Origin of the sequence: Microcoleus sp. B6-A1, assembly GCF_036705085.1 — a bacterium.
In the GTDB taxonomy this organism is placed as follows: domain Bacteria; phylum Cyanobacteriota; class Cyanobacteriia; order Cyanobacteriales; family Microcoleaceae; genus Microcoleus.
In genome coordinates, this window is the sequence record NZ_JAUBTU010000116.1 from 1 (window position 1) to 21,017 (window position 21,017).

Consider the following 21,017-nt stretch of genomic DNA (forward strand, 5'->3'; position numbering starts at 1 on the left):
GCCTGTTCCACAAAGAGTGAATTTTCTTGTGGAACAGGCATCTTGCCTGTTCTTGAGAATGGTGCAAGATGTGAGTTAAAAACAACATTCATATTGTTACTCCAACTCTTCACAAATACGCGCAAAAGCCGCCACCGGATCATCCGAAGCAGTAATTGGCCGCCCAATCACCAGATAATCCGCACCAGCTTTCAAAGCCGCCTTTGGAGTCATCGATCGTTTTTGATCTCCTCCCTCAGCCCATTTCGGACGCACACCGGGACAAACTAACAGAAAATCATCCCCGCAACTCATTCTTAACTGTTCCACCTCTTGCGGAGAACAAACAGCACCAGCTAAACCCGTTTCCTTAGCCAACAATGCCATGTGTAAAGCAAATTCCGGCAACTCCAAAGGTATTTTCAACTCAAAAGCCAACTGTCGCGAATTCAAACTCGTTAACAGAGTAATAGCAATCAACTTAGGACTCGGTTTATCCACAGCCGCCGCCCCTTCAGTCAAAGCCAACTGTGCCGCTTTCAAAGCATCTTTACCACAAGTAGAATGGATCGTCAATAAATCCACATTATACTTAGCAGCAGCCCGACAAGCACCAGCCACAGTATTCGGGATATCGTGAAACTTCAAATCGAGAAAAATCCGCTTTTCCCGCTGTTTTAAAATTTCCAAAATCCCCGGCCCGGAACTCACAAACAGTTCCAAACCCACTTTCCAGAAAGATACTTGCGGCAGTTTGTCCAGAAGTGCGATCGCCTCTTCTTGACTCGAAACATCCAAAGCAACAATAATTCGATTATCAGCGTTCATCAGCGTTCATCTTCAGTATTCATCTGCGGTTAAAAAAATAGATTAGTCATCTCCAGAAAAGCCTGTTTTGAACAGGCAAGATGCCTGTTCCACAATAATTATTGGAGATGTCTATTCAAGACACCAATCGAACAAACTTATTTTTCCCGACTTGCAAAACCTTACCTTCCAATTCAGCAGGTGATTCAAAGGTGAGGTTAACATCAGAAACTTTATCGCCCTCCAACTTCACCCCGCCGCCCTGCATCAACTTCCGCGCATCACCGCTACTTTTACAAAGCCCGCTAGCACTCAGAATATAAAACAACTTAGCCGGAAATTGCACACTTGCCAAAGAAAACTCCGCCACAGCATCAGCTTGTCCCGCAGCACCTTTAACCAGCGCCATTGCATCTTGTTGTGCGCGATCCGCCGCTTCCTGCCCCCGATACTGGCGCACCACATCCACAGCCAAAAGTTTCTGTTTTTCTCGCGGATTTTCTGGCAATTCATCAAGTGGCAAATCTGTCAATAGTTCAAAATATTGGGCGATCGAACTATCAGCAATTTTCTCCAACTTAGAATACATCGTCAGCGGGTCTTCCGACAAAGCCACATAATTGCCCAAAGATTTCGACATCTTCTGCACGCCGTCAGTCCCGATCAAAATCGGCATCAGCAAACCAAACTGCGGCTTCATCCCAAAATGGCGCTGCAAATCTCTCCCCACCGCAATATTAAACTTTTGGTCACTTCCCCCCAACTCAACATCAGCTTCCAAAGCCACCGAATCGTAACCCTGCATTAGTGGATACAGAAACTCATGCAGGAAAATCGCATTTTCCTGCTGCATCCTGTTATCAAATCCCTCTTTAGCGAGCATCTGCTGCACCGTCATCGTGCCTAGCAGTTCCAAAATCTTCGCCATGTCCAATTTTGACAACCACTCGGAGTTATAGCGAATTTCCAAACGTCCGGGCGTGTCAAAATCTAGAATCGGACGCACTTGGTCTAAATAAGTCTTGGCATTTTCCGCCACTTGTTCGGCCGTCAACTGGCTTCGCATCTCGGACTTTCCTGTCGGATCGCCAATTCTTGCGGTAAAATCTCCGATGACCAGTACCGCCGTGTGGCCTGCATCCTGAAAAGCTCGCAGCTTGCGGAAGCAAATGCTGTGTCCCAAGTGAATGTCCGCCCCTGTGGCGTCGATTCCCAGTTTGACGCGCAAAGGTCGATCGACTTTTGCCAGCAGTTGGGCTAAATTTTCGTCAGGGTTGCTAGAATCAGGTCGATCTGGAAAAATCTCGCTGACGCCGCGGTAAAGCGCTGAAAGGTTAGGAGTTATCATCGGGGAGCGATCGTCCATCATATTATTTTGCCAAAGTGCAGCAGAATTAGTTACACTCACTGGTTGACGCATAAAAACATAACTATCAAGCTACTATAATCCCAAAGCTGACCGGCTTTCATTAGCTGACCCCGCCCAAAAACGGATACCAGCCCCCGACAACAGTCGTGGAGATCCCCAAATTTTAGACTCTTGTTCAAACTCCCAGATTCATCTGTGGAATAAATCTAAAATCTAAAATCTAAAATCGACTGACAGTCTCTAGGGTTCGCATCTAAAATTAAAAGTCTTAAACCCCAAATCGAGTGAGGAAGTGAAATCCACGTGTCAACCAACGCAGTCCGCAATAACACGGAAAACTCAGCCCCCGTATTCGAGTTTGTTCAGTCAGTCAGTAAAGTGACCGCCGGAACCATACTCAGCATGACAATGCTTGCCAGTTCCGTAGTCGCTGGCGGACTGGTTGGCTTAGCGATCAGCTTCCGCAATTTGCCAGATGTTCGGATCTTGCAAACCTACTCTCCTACAGAAACTACCCACATTTACGACATCAACGGCAAGCCGCTAGCCAGTATCCACGACGAAGCCAACCGGGATGTCGTACCCCTTGACCAAATCTCCCCGAACCTGAAACGAGCTGTTCTGGCGATCGAAGATAGCAACTTCTTCACCCACAAAGGCATCAACCCCGGCGGGATAGCCCGAGCTCTCATAGTCAACCTAGAAAAAGGTCGAACCGTTGAAGGCGGCTCGACTATGACTATGCAGCTAGTCAAAAACTTGTTTCTATCTCCCCAGTCAAAATTTAGTCGCAAGGTAGCGGAAGCGGTAATGTCTATCCGCTTGGAGCAAATTCTCAACAAAGACCAAATTCTGCAACTATACCTGAATCAAATCTACTTAGGTCACAACTTGTATGGCGTAGAGACAGCCTCTCGAAGCTATTTCAACAAATCAGCAAGTAATTTGACTCTTTCAGAAGCAGCGATGCTGGCCGGCTTAATTTCTGCCCCCGAAGAATACAGTCCTTTCGTCAATTACAAGTTGGCAAAAGAGCGGCAAGCCCTCGTTTTAGGCCGCATGAAGGATCTTAAATGGATTACGCCGGCCCAAGAAACTGCTGCCCGCCAGGAAAAAATTAAGCTAGGCAAAATTACCTCTTTTGGCGGATCTCAAGTTCCTTACGTAACACAAGCCGTAGTCCAGGAACTGACAAGGCGTTTTGGGCGAGATGCCGTGGTTAAGGGAGGAATGCGCGTTCAAACCACGATCGACCTCAAAATGCAGCGCATAGCCGAAGAAACAGTCAAAGCGTGGCACAATCGGCTTTACTACCAAGGGCTGTTTTACGATCGCGATGAAGGTCAAATTGCCCTAGCCGCCGTCGATCCCCGCACCCACTTCGTCAAAGCAATGGTTGGCGGCGTCGATTACGAAAAGAGTCAGTTCAACCGCGCCATTCAAGCACGCCGCCAGCCCGGATCTTCTTTTAAACCTTTTATCTACTACGCTGCCTTTGCTAGCGGGAAATACAGCCCCGATTCAGTTGTCTACGACTCCCCTGTCGGCTACCGCGACGGCGACGGCTACTACTACCCTCAAAACTACGGTGGCGGCTTCTCCGGTGCAGTCAGCATCCGCAGAGCTTTGGAAGTATCTCTGAACATTCCCGCCGTCAAGCTTGGCCAAGAAGTCGGATTGAATAAAGTAATTGAGATTTGCCGCGTGCTCGGCATCCGAAGTCCGATGGAACCGGTGATTTCTTTGCCCTTGGGTGCGGTTGACCTCACTCCTTTAGAAATGGCCGGAGCTTTTGCTACCTTCGCCAACAACGGCTGGCATTCTGACACCACGTTTATCGTGCAAGTCACTGACAGCAGCGGCAACGTCTTGCTCGACAATACGCCCAAACCCAAATTAGTTCTCAATTCCTGGGCGGCGGCCTCTGTCAACAGCGCCCTGCAAGGAGTAATTACCAGCGGAACGGCAAGGGCGGCTCAACTTGGGCGGCCGGCTGCTGGGAAAACTGGTACAACTTCTTCAGAACGGGATATCTGGTTTGTGGGTTACGTGCCGCAGTTGTCGGTGGCTGTTTGGATGGGCAATGACAATTATAGACCGATGAGCTATGGTGCTACTGGTGGTGGGATTGTCGCCCCTGTTTGGCGTGATTTTATGAGCCAAGCTTTGCAGGGAGTTCCCGCAGAAAGTTTCAAACCTGCTTCATCTTTTGAGCGCCCTTAATTATCAGTCAGTTGTCAGTTGTCAGTTGACTGTTGGCAGTTGGCAGTTGGCAGTTGGTGTTTGACAGTTGACAATTGACACTTGGCAGTTGACAATTACCCATTATTTCTCCTCTGACCGAAAGAATCCAGGATACCCGCCACGTGATTCATCCGTGGAGAAATAAAAAACCTGTATCAGATGAAACTTGCCGAACGTATTTATGCGTGGGGTCAATGCTTCAATCTAAAATCTAAAATCTAAAATCTAAAATCGATTGACTTCTGGCTTCTGGCTCACACTCGATAATTAATCCGTGTATCCGTGTCAAAATCCGTGTTGTGCCTTCCTTCTTTCTCCGATCTTAAGATTGTTTTTCCAGCTCAGATTTCATCCGCTCCAGCGTTGAGTTCATTTGCTCAAACATCTGCTGGGGCGTGATGCCAAATTGATTGAGCTGTGTTTTTAACTGCTCTACAGTCATCTGAGCCATGAAGTCCTCAGACAGCTCAAAGCGCTTCATAAAAATACGGTACCGCTCCATCATCGATTCCATCTGAGCGATGAACATTTTCTTGCCTTCGCGATCGAATTTGCCGTAATTGCCACCTAGTTTGATGAGAGATTGATAGTCTTCAAACAACAGCTTGGCTTCTTGCTGAACAATTTCTGAATCAAAAAATCCCATAGCTTTCCTAATTTTTTAATATTCAACTAATTTTGATCGAGGCGAGAAAACCCGCTGCTTTTTGTACCATTTTATCAGTTGCCGGAGGAAGTCCCTACCCCTCAAGGTACAAGAATAAGTAGAAATTTCCGTACAGGAGAGGCATGGCCAAACAGGGCATCGGCCAAACAGGGCATCGGCCAAACAGGGCATCGGGCCCGAAAAGCGTTGGTTATTGGTTATTCAAACTAACAACCAACCAATAACCAATAACTAATGACTGATAACTGATGACTAATGACTTCTTCAAACTTCCCCGATGCGTTCTAGAGGCCAAAACCGCACTACAGCACGGCCGATGATATTCTGCTTAGGTAAAAATCCCCACCTGCTGGAGTCGTTGCTGTTGTTGCGGTTGTCTCCCATCACAAAGTATTCATTTTCTGGGACGCGATAAGGCCCCCACTGGTATTTAGGAGGTTCGGCAATATATTTTTCGACGAGGGGTTTGTCGTTGAGATAAACTAAACCTTTTTTAACAGCGACGGTTTGACCCGGTAAGCCAATTACCCGCTTGATGAATGCTTGGTCTTGAGTAAAGCCTTGTTCTTGCAACTTTTCGGGCGGGGCAAATACTACGATGTCGCCAGTTTTGGGAGGTTCGAGGTAGTAGGAGATTTTTTCGACTACGACCCGATCGCCCACGTGCAAAGTTGGTACCATAGAATCTGAGGGTATGTAGCGCGGTTCGGCGACCAAGGCTCGAATCACTATTGCTAAACTCAAAGCAATAATCACTATCTGAAGATTTTCTCGCTGTGACTTCCACGCTTTCTGCCACCAGCTTTCAGCAGGCGGATTTTCTGCTACTTCTGTACCCAAATTCTTTTTTTCAGATGTCATTTATTTCTCCACTATATAGTTCTTGCTAATTATCTAATTGCCCTTGAAGTAGCTCGCTCTAATTAAACGTAAAACTTTGTTGGGGTATTCAGAAACCCGGAATGGCGAACACGGGGGCGCCGTCCTACAGAAACAGAGTCGATCGGTCTCATATTTTTTAAGACGAAGATACTTAGAAAAGTCCGGATACATTCTGTTGATATTAACTCATGAAAAAGGCAGAGAATTTAAATTCTCTACCTTTTTTATGTGAGGATTTTGAGTTGTTTGCGATCGCGAGATTGGTTATTTCCCAACTTAACTCGCGATCGCACTTACTCAAACTTACTCAACACCTTGGGGCAGCAATTCCCGCTTTTGACCTTGCAGCACCTTAACAATTCCGTCCTCGCCCACATCCACAACAGCGGTGTCGCCGTCTTTGATGCGGCCAGAAAGGATTTCCTCAGCCAAGCTGTCTTCCAGCAAGCGCATGATGGCGCGGCGCAGGGGTCGGGCTCCGTAGCTGGGGTTGTAGCCTTCTTCTACCAGCCGTTCTTTGAATTTTTCGGTCACTTCCAGGGTGATTCCCTGTTCTGTCAAACGACCGAACACTTCTTTGAGCATGATGACCGCGATTTCCTTGACTTCTTCCTTGTTCAACTGGCGGAAGACGATAATTTCGTCGAGTCGGTTGAGGAATTCGGGGCGGAAGTAGTTTTTGAGTTCTTCGTTAACCAAAGAACGAATGCGGTTGTAATTAGCATCGGCTTGGTTGTCGCTGAACTCGAAGCCGAGGCCGCCGCCGCCTTTTTCAATCACCTTAGAACCGATGTTTGAGGTCATAATCAGCAGCGTGTTTTTGAAGTCCACGGTGCGACCTTTGGCATCTGTTAAGCGGCCGTCTTCCAATATTTGCAACAGCATATTGAAGACATCGGGGTGGGCTTTTTCGATTTCGTCGAACAGCACCACGGTGTAAGGACGGCGGCGGACTGCTTCTGTGAGTTGGCCGCCTTCGTTGTAGCCGACGTAGCCGGGAGGAGAACCGATGAGTTTGGAGACGGTGTGCCGTTCCATGTACTCCGACATATCCAGCCGAATCATCGCATCTTCGGAACCGAAGAAGTAGCCGGCTAGGGCTTTGGTGAGTTCGGTTTTCCCGACGCCTGTGGGCCCGGAGAAGATGAAACTGGCGATCGGGCGATTGGGATTTTTCAAGCCAACGCGAGCGCGACGGATGGCCCGGGAAACGGCTTTCACTGCTTCTTCCTGGCCGATCAAGCGCTGGTGCAAGGTATCTTCCATGTGCAGCAGCTTTTCGGATTCGGATTCGGTCAGTTTGTTGACCGGGACTCCCGTCCAGCTTGCCACGATTTGAGCGATATCTTCTTCGGTGACAACTGGCGATGGGTCGGTTTCGCCGGTGCGGGCCGAGTCGGTTTTTTTGGCTTGGGAAATAGCGCGAATTTCGGCTTTGATGGTCATTTCTCGATCGCGCAATTCGCCGGCTTTGTCAAAGTCTTGAGAACGCACCGCTTCGTCTTTATCTTTGAGGACTTGGCGGAGTTCCTTGTCAAGTTCTTTGGCTGCGGGGGGCAGTTGGGAGTTGATCAGGCGGACTCTCGAACCTGCTTCGTCTACCAAGTCAATTGCTTTGTCTGGTAGGAAGCGATCGGAGATGTATCGATGTGAGAGTTTGGCTGCAGCTTCGAGGGCTGTATCCAAGATTTTCAGCTTGTGGTGCTGTTCGTAGCGTTCCCGCAAGCCGAAGAGAATCTCGATCGTCTCGTCAACAGTCGGTTCGCCGACCATCACGGGCTGGAAGCGCCGTTCTAGGGCTGCGTCGCGTTCGATGTGTTTGCGGTACTCGTCTAAAGTTGTAGCGCCGATACACTGGAGTTCGCCTCTTGCCAAAGCCGGCTTGAGAATGTTCGCAGCGTCGATCGCCCCTTCAGCAGCACCTGCACCGATCAAAGTGTGCACTTCGTCAATCACCAAAATCACGTTACCCGCCGTGCGGATTTCGTCCATGATTTTTTTGAGGCGTTCTTCAAATTCGCCCCGGTATTTCGTCCCGGCGACGAGCAAACCGATGTCGAGGGTGACGACGCGCTTGTCTTCGAGAATGTCTGGGATATCGTTGTTAGCGATGCGCTGGGCCAGACCTTCGGCGATCGCGGTTTTGCCGACTCCGGGTTCCCCGATGAGCACCGGGTTATTTTTAGTACGGCGACCGAGGATTTGAATTACCCGTTCGATTTCTTTTTGGCGTCCGACTACTGGGTCTAGTTTGCCATCGACCGCCATTTGAGTCAGGTTGGCGCCGAATTCATCGAGGGTTGGGGTTTTGGTGCGGGCACCGCCACCAGTGGCTGCGACTTCTGCGGTTTCTCCCAGCATCCGAATCACTTGGGTACGGACTTTCGACAAGTCTACTCCCAGGTTTTCTAAGACTCTGGCCGCTACTCCTTCACCTTCGCGGATCAGGCCCAGCAGCAGGTGTTCAGTACCTATATAGTTGTGTCCGAGTTGGCGAGCTTCTTCTAGGGATAGTTCTAGAACCCGCTTGGCGCGGGGAGTGAACGGAATTTCGACTGCTACGAAACCAGAGCCGCGGCCGATAATTTTTTCCACTTCAATCCGAGCATCTTTGAGGTTGACCCCCATTGATTTGAGGACTTTAGCTGCAACCCCGGTTCCTTCTCCGATCAGACCCAGGAGGATCTGTTCTGTCCCTACGAAGTTGTGACCCAGGCGGCGAGCTTCTTCCTGGGCCAACATGATTACTTTTATTGCTTTTTCTGTGAAGCGTTCAAACATGATTTATTCCCATCACCTGCTGCTATGTGCCCGTTTCGAGGTCACGCTCGCACAACGAGCGTTTGTGTTCGAGTGTTAACTCGTACTGCTTATTCTAGCGCGACACTCCCAACCTATCTGCCGCACTCGGCTGCGGTTGCAGATTCCAGGCTCATGTTGCAGGGTGGCTTTCAACTGGGAAGACCCAAATGGTGGCTGACCTACAACCTCCCCTAGACTGCAAGAAGATTGCTCTTCTCGGCCCGTGCCCAACCTACGACTGCGTATTGATGGATTCTAGCATAATCTTTTTTGCTGTCATGGAGGTGCAAAAGTGATAATTCTCGAAGTACAGGCCGGGTTTTGCACAAAACTTATTAGTTAGATGGGCGATCGATCCCCTAAACTCCCTCTTAAGCTGCTGTGCATCTCAAGAATCTTTTGGTTTGCGAGGGAAAGAGCGAGCTGGGCTTTTTTCTCTAAAATTTTGTTTGAGATCCTTTGAAGATTTGGGTAGTCTTCATGTTGTCTATTGTGCGATCGCTCCTGAGCAATTAGTGAGCGTTGCTACACTCCGATGAGTTTGCCTCAGACTATACTCAGCATGGTTCAAGACATTGCTTTCGTAGCAGAGTGCTTTGGTCGTTAACTCGTCTGACTTAAAAGTTTGAAAATTCAATCGTGGAAAAGAATCTAAACCCTGTTTAAGGCGTAGTGAAAGTAAATAATGAACACTAAAAACTTAGATGACCAGGTAGAAAGTACCGACAATGGATCGATCGAAGTTACAAGTAAATTCCAGGATGCAGCTACAACAACTTCTGCAACTTCACCAAAAGAATTCAATGCAGAACAGCTAGGACGTGTCTACTTTATTCGGCACGGTGAAAGTACCAGTAACGAACGCAACATTTTTGCGGGAGTTCTGGATGTTGACCTCACATCCTTTGGCCGATTGCAGGCACGCCGTGCAGGTGTTGACCTCAAGAAAAAAGGTACAAAGTTTGACGCAGTATATGTCTCCCACATGAGACGCGCACGGCAAACCTGTGAAATCGCCCTTGCTGAAAGTCAAGCAGTAAAGTCGCCAAATACCCCCGTTGAGATCGACCATAGAATTAGCGAAAAATCCTTTGGCATTTTTGCGGGTCGCAACCTAAATTTGCTGCGTCTAGCACTGGGCTACGAAGGGTTTGAGGAAATGTTGCACTCGCACAACGAAGCACCCCCGGCTGGCGAAAAGATTGCCCAAGTTTACTCTCGCGCTGCCCGTTTCTACGAAGACAAAATAGTACCGCACTTGGAACGCGGTGAAACAGTTCTAGTAGTGTGCCACCAATATGTATTGGAGCCTCTAGCACTTTATTTAAGCGGTCTGCCGCCGACTGCTTATAAACACCTGAAACTCCCCAACGGTAAAGCTCTCAGCGGTGTGGATCTCGTCAAGTTTCGCGACAAGGAATCCGGCGGTGCTGCTTCCCTGCGTAAAGAGATCAACGATCTTTCAATTATGTGGGCGATTTTGATCTATGCCACCGCCTTCTTGCTGGGAAGCTTGGCAAGGGCAATCAGCACCTCAGAAGCAGGGATTCCGTCAGTCCTATTTCGAGCAATAATCGTTGCGTGTCTTGCCGCCTCAACGTTTTATACCTACTTAGACATTGACTTTGCAGCGAGTAAACGCAAAGTAACTTCAACTGTGAAGTATCTCGTTTACGGGTGGATGGCAGTGCGATGGGCCGTTGGGTTATTTTTAATATTTTCTGGATTTTTGTATCAGACTGAAGCGGATCTGTACAAAGTGTTGTGGGTTCTATTTTGGATGGTTCCGCCAGCCCTTACTTCCCCAGTTTTATCCGTGCTTTGGGGCGGTAATCTTTATCCGTCGGCTCTCTTGTCAAGAACGCTATCAATCGTTGCTCCACTGGCGCTTCTGGCTACATTGAAGGTTGCCAATTTACCCATTAACGTTGACAGCCTGATCTTTTTCGGCATTATTCTAATTTTAGGTCTGGCAATACCGGGTGCGATCGCCCAGTTTTGGCGCGACAAATCCCCTGTTGAATCAAACCACCACAGTAAAAACTGGAAATTCATCGGAGTGCTTGCTGTCGCATTCATGGCCTTGGCAACAGGCTTTCAGTTTACTCCATCAACCTTCATTTCGGATCTATTTTCTTCAACCGATCCGAATCGCTCGCTCGCTTGTCTGCAACAACTAGCATTGGCAACTTTGGTCTTTGTCTCAATGCGGGTTTTGGCTGTATTAACCTCAGCATTTACCAAGGGCAAGCTTAGCAAGGCAGAAGCTCGTGATGCTTATATCCTGCTTGTGAATCCCAACTTTTTCCTTTGGGCGGCTCTTTTCATCGGAGTTAGTACAACTGCAAATCCAGAAGCCGTAAGATATGCAATTTTTTGGGCAGCGCTGGGGTTCTTCTGCATACCACTCATCGAACAGATATTGTTCATGAATTCATTTGGCAATGACATACTGAGAGAAACACTGCGTTCTTCGAGAGTGGCAACAGCAGATATCAAAAAGCTTTTCCTGCAATTGGATACGGATGGAAGTAAGGCACTAGAACGAACTGAGATTATGGAGTTGTTAGGGCTAATCGAAGATATGACAACAGGCGAACGTAGCTCTGAAGAAGTCAGAAGCTACATCACTGATTATCTTTTTAATACTCTTGACTCCGATAAAAATGGCAGTGTTGATTTAGCAGAGTTAGAAGAGTACATATCAACGTATGGGTTGGTTGCTAACCTTAACGTTGCTCAAATCTAAACTTTGGATCAATAAGCTGTGGAGCATTTAAAATAGTATTGTATGGTGCCACGGGCCGCAGCGTTTCCCTTGCCGGTGGAAGCGATAGAGCTGACGCACCCTACTGGCCTCGTTAGGGATGAGAATTAAATAAAATCCACTTTTCATGACTGTTGTGGGATGGGCGTCCCGCCCGTCCTTTCTGGGCGGGCGGGACGCCCATCCCACAAGAAAAAAGGGAAATTATTTCATTGACGATCCTTAGTGGTTTAAATGCTCCACAGCTTAAGCATGACATCATATTCACATTTGAAAAATGATGTCATGCTTATTTGTCCGACTGCTGTATGCAGGAAGGCAAGAATGATAGTTTTAGCTGGCTCCATAACTGGCGAAAAATTGGAAAAGAAAAAAAACCGAGGTTAATCTCACGATGGATACTCCGAGAAAAATTTTAGAGGAATTGCGACAAGTCTTTACCAAGATTGGTGGAAAAGACCAACAAATCGATCGCTCAGAGTTTAAGAAAGCTATGGGGCTGAAAGATGAATATTTTGCCGAGCGAATGTTTGCGATGTTTGATAACGATAAAAGTGGCGTTATAGACCTCGATGAATTTTTGAGAACAGTAGAGGAACTTGTCTTTGCAACTGAAGATCAAAAACTGAAATTTGCTTATCAATTGCACGACATAAACGGGGATGGCTCCATCGAAAAAGACGAAGTTTCTCACTTAATTGCTGCTAGCTTGAAGGAAAATAATTTAACCTTTCCGCCGGAACAAGTTACCGGTCTGGTTGACATTTTGTTTTTAGAAGCTGATACCGATAAAAGTGGCGAAATTTCTTTTGAAGAGTTCAAAGGTTTAATCGGAAAGCATCCCGATCTGCTTGAGGCGATGGCAGTTAGCCCGGTTAGCTGGTTAAAACCTCGCCAGCCAGACGACGACGCCATAGCAGTTGCGCCCAAAGAGAAAAGGTCGCCAAAGGCGTACATCAAGCATTATATTCAAAACAACTGGGTCAAGATCGCTTTTTTGTCCCTCTATCTTATTGCCAATCTGGTTCTTTTCTTTGGGGCTGTCGATCGATATGCAAGTCTAGGCGCAAATGTGTACGTTCAAATTGCGCGGGGATGTGGCGCAGCGCTCAACTTCAACGGGGCATTGATCCTAATTCCCATGCTGCGGCATTTTATGACTTGGCTTCGCAAAACGAGGATCAACAACTATCTGCCGATAGATGAGGGCATCGAGTTTCACAAGCTCGTGGGTCAATTCATGTTTGCCTTTGCGATCGTCCATACGATCGCGCACTTTCTCAATTACACCACATTGCCGGTTCCCTTTGCACAAAGTCTTTTTGCAACGAAGGCTGGCTTGTCAGGATTTTTATTACTGCTAGTTTTCGCAGTTATGTGGGTGACAGCGCAAGCTCCTATCCGCAAAGGCGGAAAATTTGCGCTTTTCTATACAGCTCATATGTTGTACGTCGTGTGGTTTGCCCTGGCGTTAGTTCACGGGCCAGTTTTTTGGCAGTGGGTGTTGTTACCTGTTGTGGGATTCGCGATCGAACTGGTTATTCGCCGCCAGAATACAAAAGAGCCGGCCTATGTAGTTAATGCCTCTTTACTCCCCTCCAAAGTTCTAGGTTTGGAAATTGCACGTCCGAAATCTTTTCACTATCAACCAGGGGACTACGTGTTTGTTAAATGTCCCAGTCTCTCCAAATATGAATGGCATCCATTCACAATTAGTAGCGCCCCCGAAATGCAGGATGTCTTATCTGTACACATACGCTCTGCGGGTAGTTGGACTGGAAAATTATATCAACTTTTCCGAGAACAGCACGAGCAATGGATACGGTCAGGTAACTCTAAATACGAGCCTGGAGTGCTTGTCCATTTAGATGGGCCCTATGGGACACCAAGTACCCATATCTTTGAATCTAAGTACGCTATTCTCATCGGTGCGGGTATTGGCGTAACTCCATTTGCCTCTATTCTGAAAAGTATGCTGTACCGAAGCCAACACGGTTCTTCAGGAATGCGTTTGCAAAAGGTACATTTTTACTGGCTCAACCGAGAGCAAAAAGCATTTGAATGGTTTGTTGAACTCTTATCCAGAATCGAAGCCCAAGACACTAACAACTTATTTGACATTAATTTGTATTTGACAGGTGCCCAGCAAAAGTCAGATATGAAATCCAGCACCCTATTTGTGGCAATGGATTTGATGCATTCCCAAACGCAGGTTGATTTGATTACAGGTTTAAAGAGCCGTACACAAACGGGTCGTCCAGACTGGGAGGAGATTTTTCAAGATATAGCGCAGCAACACGCGCCCAATAAAGTTGACGTATATTTCTGCGGCCCTCCTGGACTATCGGTACAATTGAGAAATCTCTGCCATAAATACGGGTTTGGCTATAGGAAAGAAAATTTCTAGCAAAACTTCTGGTAATTGATTTATGATCTTCAGCGAGAGTCATAAGTTTAGGACTTACACATAAACCGGGGTTCTTTGAAGTAAAATCGGCTTGATGGCTATTTCTCAGCCGAAAAACCCGGTTTTTTTGAACTTTTGCGTAATTCCTGAACTTGCTCTCCGTCATCTCCCAAAAAACCTTACTTGAATATCGAAAAACGAGGAAAATATCCAATGAAGTTAGACAAGTTTGTACTAGCACAAAATATGGCATTTCTAATAGCCATCCCACCAGAAAGTAATTTGGCGAAATTGTTCTCCTTTTGTTTGGCCACAAAGGTTAGAAAAAAGATGAGCGGAACAGAAATCTTAAGGATCACCTGTGAGCTAATGGAAAACCCATCTAATTTGCCCTATTGGACTCAAGAGGTGATGGGACTCGATTTAGATTACAGCAGTGAAGAGTGGAAAGCTTTAGGACAAATGGGCATCAACGATGCAGGAGAGTTTATGGCTATGGTGTCTCAAGAATTGGAAAATTTGAGTTTGTAATATTTTGCCCTGGCGTCAGCAAAGAAACTCTCTTCCAACACTCTATTAAAAGCATTCATCAGAGCCGGATCGTTAAAAAGCCGGGTCTTTAGACAAGGGAGCATCACCTTTCAAAAGAGAAACAAAAATATGTCTTTAAATGTTGAACTTTTAGAGCAAAGTTTCGAGAAAATCAAACCTCGTGCTGATGAATTTGCCACTACTTTCTACGATAACCTGTTTAAACTTTATCCAGAAGTGAAACCACTGTTTGCCAATACTGAGATGGAAAAGCAACAGAAAAAGCTGATAAATTCTCTGGTTTTGGTAGTAGAAAATCTTCGTTCTCCAGAGGCTTTAGGGCCAGTTCTAAACGCACTGGGAGGGAGACACGTGGGTTATGGAGCGATCGCCAATTCTTACCCGGCAGTTGGAGAAGCACTACTAATGACCTTTGAGGAGTATCTTCAGGAAGATTGGACTATTGAAGTCAAACAAGCATGGATCGATGCCTACGGAGCGATTACTGCTTTGATGTTAAAAGGCGCAGGTGTAGAAACTACACCTGAAGAAGTTCAATTAGAAACAGAGATTATTCCCGATAAACAGGTAAATATAGCAGCTAATCACCCACTAGAATCAGTTCCAGAAAAAGAGCCAGAGTTAGCCGTAGATGTACTGGAAAGCAGTTTCGCAAAAATCACACCTCGTGCTGATGAATTTGCCGCTAGCTTCTACGAAAACCTCTTCATCGCTCACCCCGAATATAAACCGCTGTTTGCCAATATTGAGATAGAAAAGCAACAGAAAAAGCTCATAAATGCTTTGGTATTGGTAGTAGAAAATCTCCGCTCTCCAGAAGCTTTAGGGCCTGTTCTCAATGCCTTGGGAGGCAGACACATCGGCTATGGGGTAATCCCCAAATATTATGGGCCAGTTGGAGACGCACTGCTGATGGCTTTTGAGCAGTATCTCCAGGAAGATTGGACTCCCGAAGTAAAGCGGGCATGGACAGATGCCTACAGAACAATTACTGGTTTGATGTTAAAAGGCGCAGGTGTTGTTTCTACACCCAATGTTGTCCCAGATGAAAAAGATGTCACCCACCATCAGCCACAAGAATCAAAGACACAATTACTGAACGAATCTAAGCCGATCGCGCCGCCAACCGAGGAACAGAAAAAGCCTTTAGTATCAATTCAGTTGGATGGTGAAATTATCCACAAAATGCTCTCGAAAATAACTGAGAGTTATCAGCAATTTCAAGGTCAATCATTCGTTCAGCGATTGGGTGAAGTTCTCAAAGGAATTTTAGAAAAATTCATTGATAATTTTTGGACGCAACCAGCCTGGTTAGTGGCTAGTGTTTCAGCCGTTCTGTTCATCATAATTTATGTGGGGGCGGATGATAATTCTCTGATTGGAGAGATTTTGGAGAGTGTTGATGCTCTCAGTCTTGTCGTTGCTTTAATTTTATTCATTAAGGAAGCACCCGATCGCAGAAAGCAATTTCATTACCAAGCTTGGAGTATAGTTGATGCAGCACACGGCGTAAAAGTTAGCTATGCCAGAATTCTGGCACTCCAAGATTTGAATGAGGATGGTGTTTCTCTTAGAGGTTTGGATGCTATTGGTGCGGAGTTAGTAGATATTAATCTTCCTCATGCCAATCTCAGTAAAGCCAATTTGATGGAAAGCGACTTGAGTAATGCTAATTTGACTTATGCCAATTTAGATAATGCTAATATCAGTCAGGTTAAACTTAGTGGTGCAAATTTAAGTCATGCAAAACTGAGTTTTGCTCGCTTGACTCAGGCTAATCTTAGTAGTGCGAATCTTAGTAATGCTAATTTAATTTGTGCAGATTTGAGTAATGCGAACCTGAGTGGTGCAGATTTGAGAGATGCTAGTTTGAGTGGTGCAAACCTGAAGAGTGCCTACCTAACTGGTGCAAATCTCAAAGGTGCTAAAGTTAGCATTTCTGACCTGAGTGGTGCTTTGCTCGAAGGTGCTGTTATGCCTGATGGATCAAAGTATAAGTCTCTGGAAGATGAGGCCACAAACAAATAAATTGATCCCAGCTTGTTTTTGACCTTCATGTCTGCTTTTCTACTCAAGGTGACGACACCGTGAGTAGAAAAGCTTTGGCTTACTGAAAGGGAGCATCTCAATGAAAGCAGCAAAGCTCGAAATAGGAATTAGGAGTCAGGAGTCAGGAGCCAGGAGAAAAGAGTCAGAAGGAAGAAGAAAGAAGTGTTTTTGCAAATATGAGATGCTCCCTACTGAAATGCCATCGATTCTAATGGTGAGAGATTACTATTTAATTTATTCAACATAAAATAAATAAGGGAAAGAAGATAAGGAAAAATCCTATGCAATTATTTAAGCAATTAAGTATAAAGACAAAACTCATAGTTATGTTGCTGGTAGTCAGTGTTTGCGCTATGGTCGCCACCACCTATATATGCTCTAGCAGTGGGAAAGCTACTCTGACCGAAAAAGTCTTCAACCAATTAACCAGCCTTCGGGCGGCCAAAACTGATCAAATCCAAGATTATTTTCAAAGCCTTTACCACCATAGCCAAACCTTAAGCGAAGACCTAACAGTCGTCGGTGCCATGCAGGAGTTCAAGACAGCCTACCGCCAACTTGAACAATCAACAGTACCAGCGGATTTTGACGCAAAAATTGATACCTTCTACCGGACAGAATTTTTAACTAAACTAACGCGAACTAACGAGGGTTCCCCCGTTCTGGCATCCTACACGCCAAAAACAACTGCTGCCCGTTACTTGCAGTACCACTATATCGCTGCCAACCCCAACCCCGTTGGCAAAAAACTTCTCCTTGACAATCCAGGCGACGCCAGCGCTTACAGCCGCGCTCACGCCCGCTACCACCCTATTTTTCGCAATATAGTGGAAAAATACGGTTACTACGATATGTTTTTGATCGATCCCGAAGGAACTGTTGTCTACACGGTTTTTAAAGAAGCTGACTTTACCACAAACTTCACCAACGGCCCCTACAACGAGAGTAACCTAGCATCCGCGATCGCCGCGGCACGACAAGCAAATGGAAAGGGCTATGTGAAAATAGTAGATTTCAAACCCTACAGCCCTTCTGGGAGTGCGCCTGCGGCTTTTATCGCTACCCCAATCTTTAACGACTCCCAATTCATTGGTGTTTTGGCGTTCCAGCTTCCCGTTGACAAAATTAACAATGTGATGACTGGCAACAAAAATTGGAAAAAAAATGGTCTGGGCGATTCAGGAGAAACTTATCTGGTTGGGTCGGATTATTTAATGCGCTCTGCGTCTCGTTTCCAGATTGAAGACCCAGAAGGTCATGCAAAAACTCTACGCTCGATCGGCACTGATGAAAAGACTGTCAAGAAAATCAAAGAGTTCAATACTACAATCCTCCTACAGGAAGTGCAAACAAAAGCAGTGAAGGAAGCTTTTTTTGGGAAACAGGGCACGGAGGCGATCGACGATTATCGTAATATTCCAGTTTTGAGTTCTTATGCTCCACTAGAGATTAATGGATTGAAGTGGGTGATCTTGGCGGAGATGGATGTTTCTGAAGCCTATGCCTCAATTCACTCGTTTGAAAAAAAAGTTTTGATTGGCGCTACTTTAATCATCGCGCTAATCACCCTTGTTGCCATGTGGCTGACCTCAATCTTTGTCAGACCCATCAATACTTTAATCAAAAGCGCCCGCCTGGTGGGGGCTGGAGAATTTGATGCCGTTGTCAAATCTGGTTCGCAAGATGAATTTGGAGACTTAGCTAAGTCATTTAACCAAACGATAGGCAGCCTTCGTACCGAAACTCAACTAATCGATCGCGAAAATCGCGAAAATGAAGCATTAGTCTTAAGTATATTTAGTCCGGCAATCGCCAAACGCCTCAAACAGGGCGATCGAGAAATTGCCGAGCAAATTTCTAATGTCTCGATCTTGTTTTCCGACCTCCACCAATTCACCAAACTGACTCAATCAATGTCGCCTCAAGAGGTTGTTCGCTTGCTGAATGAACTGGTAACAGGCTTTGATGAAATGACAGATAAATACGGTCTAGAGAAGATTAAAACTATTGGTGACGGTTACATGGCTGTATGCGGGCTTGGTATGCCGCGTCTGGATCATGACAAACGCACGCTAGATTTTGCTTTGGAAATGCTGTCGTTTGTCCGTCGATTTAGTTATGAAAAAGACTTACATCTAGACCTGCGGATCGGCATCAATTCAGGAGATGTGGTTGCAGGCGTGATTGGTAAAAATAAATTACTATACGACGTTTGGGGCGAGAGTGTAAATATTGCCAATAGATTGAAGTCGGCTTGTCCGCCAGGAACAATCTTAGTTTCTCAAGACCTCTGCTCGCGGCTCCACGATCTCTACGATTTTGAGCTGGTTGGTGAAATTCAAGAACCTGGAAAAGAAAAGCTAGTGGCTTGGCAAGTCAAAACTTCTAAGCTGACCGTAAGTGTTCGAGAGGAAGAAGTTTATGAGTAATTTAAGCTTTTCAAATGACTGGCAAACCTGGGCGGTAATTGTCGGATTAGGGTTCCCACTCCTGGTCGTTTTACTAGGAGAGGTTATTTATCATCTAGAAAGGCGCGGTAGACCGCTGGCAGCTACGCTGCAGGTTGTAAAAAACCTCGTACTGCCAGTCTTAATGCTGATGGTTTTAATCAGGAATGTCGTGAGGCTTGACGTTGACGGGAATTTTGCAAAGCTCGTCGCAACGCTGTTTTGGATATCTGTTATCTACGCTTCTCTTTCGCTGTTTAATGTAATTTTGTTTGAAGAAGCTGAGGCAAATACATGGCGGGCACGGATGCCCAAACTGCTGATCGACCTTTCTAGGTTGTTTTTGGTGCTTGTGGGAAGCGCGATCGTACTGGCGGTGGTGTGGGGTGCAGATTTGGCTGGTCTTGCTACGGGATTGGGCGTGAGTTCGATCGTGATCGGTTTGGCGCTTCAGGACACATTGGGCAGCATCATGTCTGGCATTGCGCTGCTTCTAGAACGCCCCTTCAGTGTGGGTGATTGGTTGCGAATTGGAGATATCGAAGGGCAGGTAATTGATATCAATTGGCGCTCTGTTCGCCTGCTAAATCTCCAGCGGCAGGTGATTATCGTTCCCCATCAATTTGTTGGAAAAGAAATAATTCATAATTACAGCCAACCAGAACGCATTTACAACCAACGTATCAATATTGGCTTTTCTTACGATAGCCCCCCTAACCTGGTGAAGCAGGTACTGCTAAGTACAGCTTTGGCTACACAGGGGATATTAGCCGAACCCGAACCTGAGAGCAAAACTACATCCTATGATGAGACTGCAATTATCTATGAGGTGGAGTTTTTTATCGAAAACTTTGAAGATATGGAGCAGATACTCGATCGATTTATGACACGAATCTGGTACGCAGCGCAGCGAAACAACCTGACGCTATATCGCTACCGATACTCCTATGCTGTGGAAGCTGCTGATAAGGCAGATAGCGCTTCCAGTAAGTTAGCCCAAAGCTTGCATTCAATTCCCGGATTTATGCCTTTAGCTAGAGAGGCAAAAAATTTGGATGACTTAACTAAGGGAACTATTTTACAGAAATTTGGTGCGGGTGAGAAAGTCATCCGGCAGGGCGAGCCTGGTAATGCTTTGTACATTATCATTGCGGGTCAGGCTAAGGTAACAGTCACGAACAAGTTGGGCATGGAGTTGGAGGTTATGACTATCTTGAGTGGTGAGTTTTTTGGCGAGATGGCTCTGTTTAGTGGGGAACCGAGTCCGGTATCGGTTGTCGCCGTTGACGATTTGCAAGTTCTTGTCGTCTACTCAGATGCTGTAAATACGATGATTGAACGTCAACCAAGCTTGGGCCGCGAGATAGGTCAAATTATCGAAGCGCGAAGCAAAGCGGTAAGTATGGCCGGGCAGGCAGATGTTTCGTCAAGAGCTGAGGTTGATTCTATATGAGGATTTTGAACTAAATTGATATCGAGTAACCAATTATAAATAATATCCTGAAAACCCCGCGACTTTAGTCCGGGGATGAAAGGGGCAAGGAGGCTTTAGCCTCCCAGTCTATTTTCTTAGATTTCAGGATTGCGCTGTAGAGTAAAGCTATGTAAATCTTTGTGAAAAATCAGAGTAAGGTTAAGCCAATGCTGCTAGCATAAGACTATCGTGATCAGGTCGAAGTCATGTTAGTTTTCGAGTTCAAAGCATACGGTAAAAAGCAGCAATTTGACGCTGTAAACGAAGCAATTAGAACGGTGCAGTTCATCCGAAACAAAGCATTGCGGTTTTGGAGGGAAAACGAAAAGGTCGATAAATACGAATTGAACAAGTATAGCGCTGTTTTAGCTAAGGAATGGACGTTTTGCGATGACTTGAATAGCATGGCTCGACAATCTAGCTCAGAAAGAGCGTGGTCGGCGATCTCCCGATTCTACGACAACTGTAAAAGGAAAGTCCCAGGAAAAAAAGGATTCCCGCAATTCCAGAAAGACAATCGATCCGTCGAGTACAAGACTACAGGCTGGCGTTTGGCAGACGATCGAAAATC

General features: G+C 46.1%; 12 protein-coding genes and 1 pseudogene. 8 read left to right on the forward strand and 5 right to left on the reverse strand.

The features are described 5' to 3' along the window. Nucleotides 1-96: 96 nt before the first annotated feature. Nucleotides 97-807 (reverse strand): orotidine-5'-phosphate decarboxylase, encoded by a 711-nt coding sequence (gene pyrF, locus QUB11_RS27860; RefSeq protein ID WP_333206200.1) that lies wholly within the window; start codon nt 805-807, stop codon nt 97-99. Between the two features lie 115 nt (nt 808-922). Beyond that, on the reverse strand, nt 923-2,155 hold the full coding sequence (gene tyrS / locus QUB11_RS27865; protein WP_333206208.1) for a tyrosine--tRNA ligase: 1,233 nt from the start codon (nt 2,153-2,155) through the stop codon (nt 923-925). 303 nt (nt 2,156-2,458) lie between these two features. On the opposite strand from tyrS, the gene QUB11_RS27870 reads away from it, so the two are divergent. Further along, on the forward strand, nt 2,459-4,378 hold the full coding sequence (locus tag QUB11_RS27870; protein WP_333206201.1) for a transglycosylase domain-containing protein: 1,920 nt from the start codon (nt 2,459-2,461) through the stop codon (nt 4,376-4,378). 343 nt (nt 4,379-4,721) lie between these two features. On the opposite strand, the gene QUB11_RS27875 is transcribed toward QUB11_RS27870, so the two are convergent. The 3 genes from QUB11_RS27875 to QUB11_RS27885 all read right to left on the reverse strand — a co-directional run bounded on the left by QUB11_RS27875 (nt 4,722) and on the right by QUB11_RS27885 (nt 8,729). Continuing rightward, nucleotides 4,722-5,045: a DUF1825 family protein gene (locus tag QUB11_RS27875; protein WP_006632589.1), complete on the reverse strand. Its 324-nt coding sequence runs from the start codon at nt 5,043-5,045 to the stop codon at nt 4,722-4,724. 285 nt (nt 5,046-5,330) lie between these two features. Further along, a complete protein-coding gene (gene lepB / locus QUB11_RS27880; RefSeq protein ID WP_333317723.1) occupies nt 5,331-5,927 on the reverse strand; it encodes a signal peptidase I in 597 nt (198 codons plus the stop codon). 324 nt (nt 5,928-6,251) lie between these two features. Next, a complete protein-coding gene (locus QUB11_RS27885; protein ID WP_333237844.1) occupies nt 6,252-8,729 on the reverse strand; it encodes an ATP-dependent Clp protease ATP-binding subunit in 2,478 nt (825 codons plus the stop codon). 706 nt (nt 8,730-9,435) lie between these two features. On the opposite strand from QUB11_RS27885, the gene QUB11_RS27890 reads away from it, so the two are divergent. From QUB11_RS27890 to QUB11_RS27920, 7 genes and pseudogenes are all read left to right on the forward strand, one after another. Beyond that, nucleotides 9,436-11,499, forward strand: a complete 2,064-nt coding sequence (locus QUB11_RS27890; RefSeq protein ID WP_333392197.1) for a histidine phosphatase family protein — start codon at nt 9,436-9,438, stop codon at nt 11,497-11,499. Nucleotides 11,500-11,911: 412 nt separating this feature from the next. Then, a complete protein-coding gene (locus tag QUB11_RS27895; protein ID WP_333206203.1) occupies nt 11,912-13,924 on the forward strand; it encodes an EF-hand domain-containing protein in 2,013 nt (670 codons plus the stop codon). 369 nt (nt 13,925-14,293) lie between these two features. Then, complete coding sequence (locus QUB11_RS27900; RefSeq protein ID WP_333257504.1) at nt 14,294-14,455, forward strand: hypothetical protein; 162 nt, start codon at nt 14,294-14,296, stop codon at nt 14,453-14,455. A 129-nt stretch (nt 14,456-14,584) separates the two neighbouring features. After that, on the forward strand, nt 14,585-16,504 hold the full coding sequence (locus tag QUB11_RS27905; RefSeq protein WP_333206205.1) for a pentapeptide repeat-containing protein: 1,920 nt from the start codon (nt 14,585-14,587) through the stop codon (nt 16,502-16,504). 302 nt (nt 16,505-16,806) lie between these two features. After that, nucleotides 16,807-18,954, forward strand: a complete 2,148-nt coding sequence (locus QUB11_RS27910) for an adenylate/guanylate cyclase domain-containing protein (RefSeq protein WP_333206206.1) — start codon at nt 16,807-16,809, stop codon at nt 18,952-18,954. Further along, a complete protein-coding gene (locus tag QUB11_RS27915) occupies nt 18,947-20,425 on the forward strand; it encodes a mechanosensitive ion channel family protein (protein WP_333206207.1) in 1,479 nt (492 codons plus the stop codon). The genes QUB11_RS27910 and QUB11_RS27915 overlap by 8 nt, the downstream gene beginning before the upstream one ends. Before the next feature lie 227 nt (nt 20,426-20,652). Continuing rightward, nucleotides 20,653-21,017, forward strand: a pseudogene (locus QUB11_RS27920) (RNA-guided endonuclease TnpB family protein); the annotation flags it as partial.

Bases quoted from the DNA above. Each gene is read 5' to 3' on its own strand.
- lepB (WP_333317723.1), bottom strand. From the start codon at position 5,927: ATGACATCTGAAAAAAAGAATTTGGGTACAGAAGTAGCAGAAAATCCG.
- tyrS (WP_333206208.1), bottom strand. From the start codon at position 2,155: ATGATGGACGATCGCTCCCCGATGATAACTCCTAACCTTTCAGCGCTT.
- QUB11_RS27910 (WP_333206206.1), top strand. From the start codon at position 16,807: ATGCAATTATTTAAGCAATTAAGTATAAAGACAAAACTCATAGTTATG.
- QUB11_RS27885 (WP_333237844.1), bottom strand. From the start codon at position 8,729: ATGTTTGAACGCTTCACAGAAAAAGCAATAAAAGTAATCATGTTGGCC.
- pyrF (WP_333206200.1), bottom strand. From the start codon at position 807: ATGAACGCTGATAATCGAATTATTGTTGCTTTGGATGTTTCGAGTCAA.
- QUB11_RS27900 (WP_333257504.1), top strand. From the start codon at position 14,294: ATGGAAAACCCATCTAATTTGCCCTATTGGACTCAAGAGGTGATGGGA.
- QUB11_RS27895 (WP_333206203.1), top strand. From the start codon at position 11,912: ATGGATACTCCGAGAAAAATTTTAGAGGAATTGCGACAAGTCTTTACC.
- QUB11_RS27875 (WP_006632589.1), bottom strand. From the start codon at position 5,045: ATGGGATTTTTTGATTCAGAAATTGTTCAGCAAGAAGCCAAGCTGTTG.
- QUB11_RS27890 (WP_333392197.1), top strand. From the start codon at position 9,436: ATGAACACTAAAAACTTAGATGACCAGGTAGAAAGTACCGACAATGGA.
- QUB11_RS27915 (WP_333206207.1), top strand. From the start codon at position 18,947: ATGAGTAATTTAAGCTTTTCAAATGACTGGCAAACCTGGGCGGTAATT.
- QUB11_RS27905 (WP_333206205.1), top strand. From the start codon at position 14,585: ATGTCTTTAAATGTTGAACTTTTAGAGCAAAGTTTCGAGAAAATCAAA.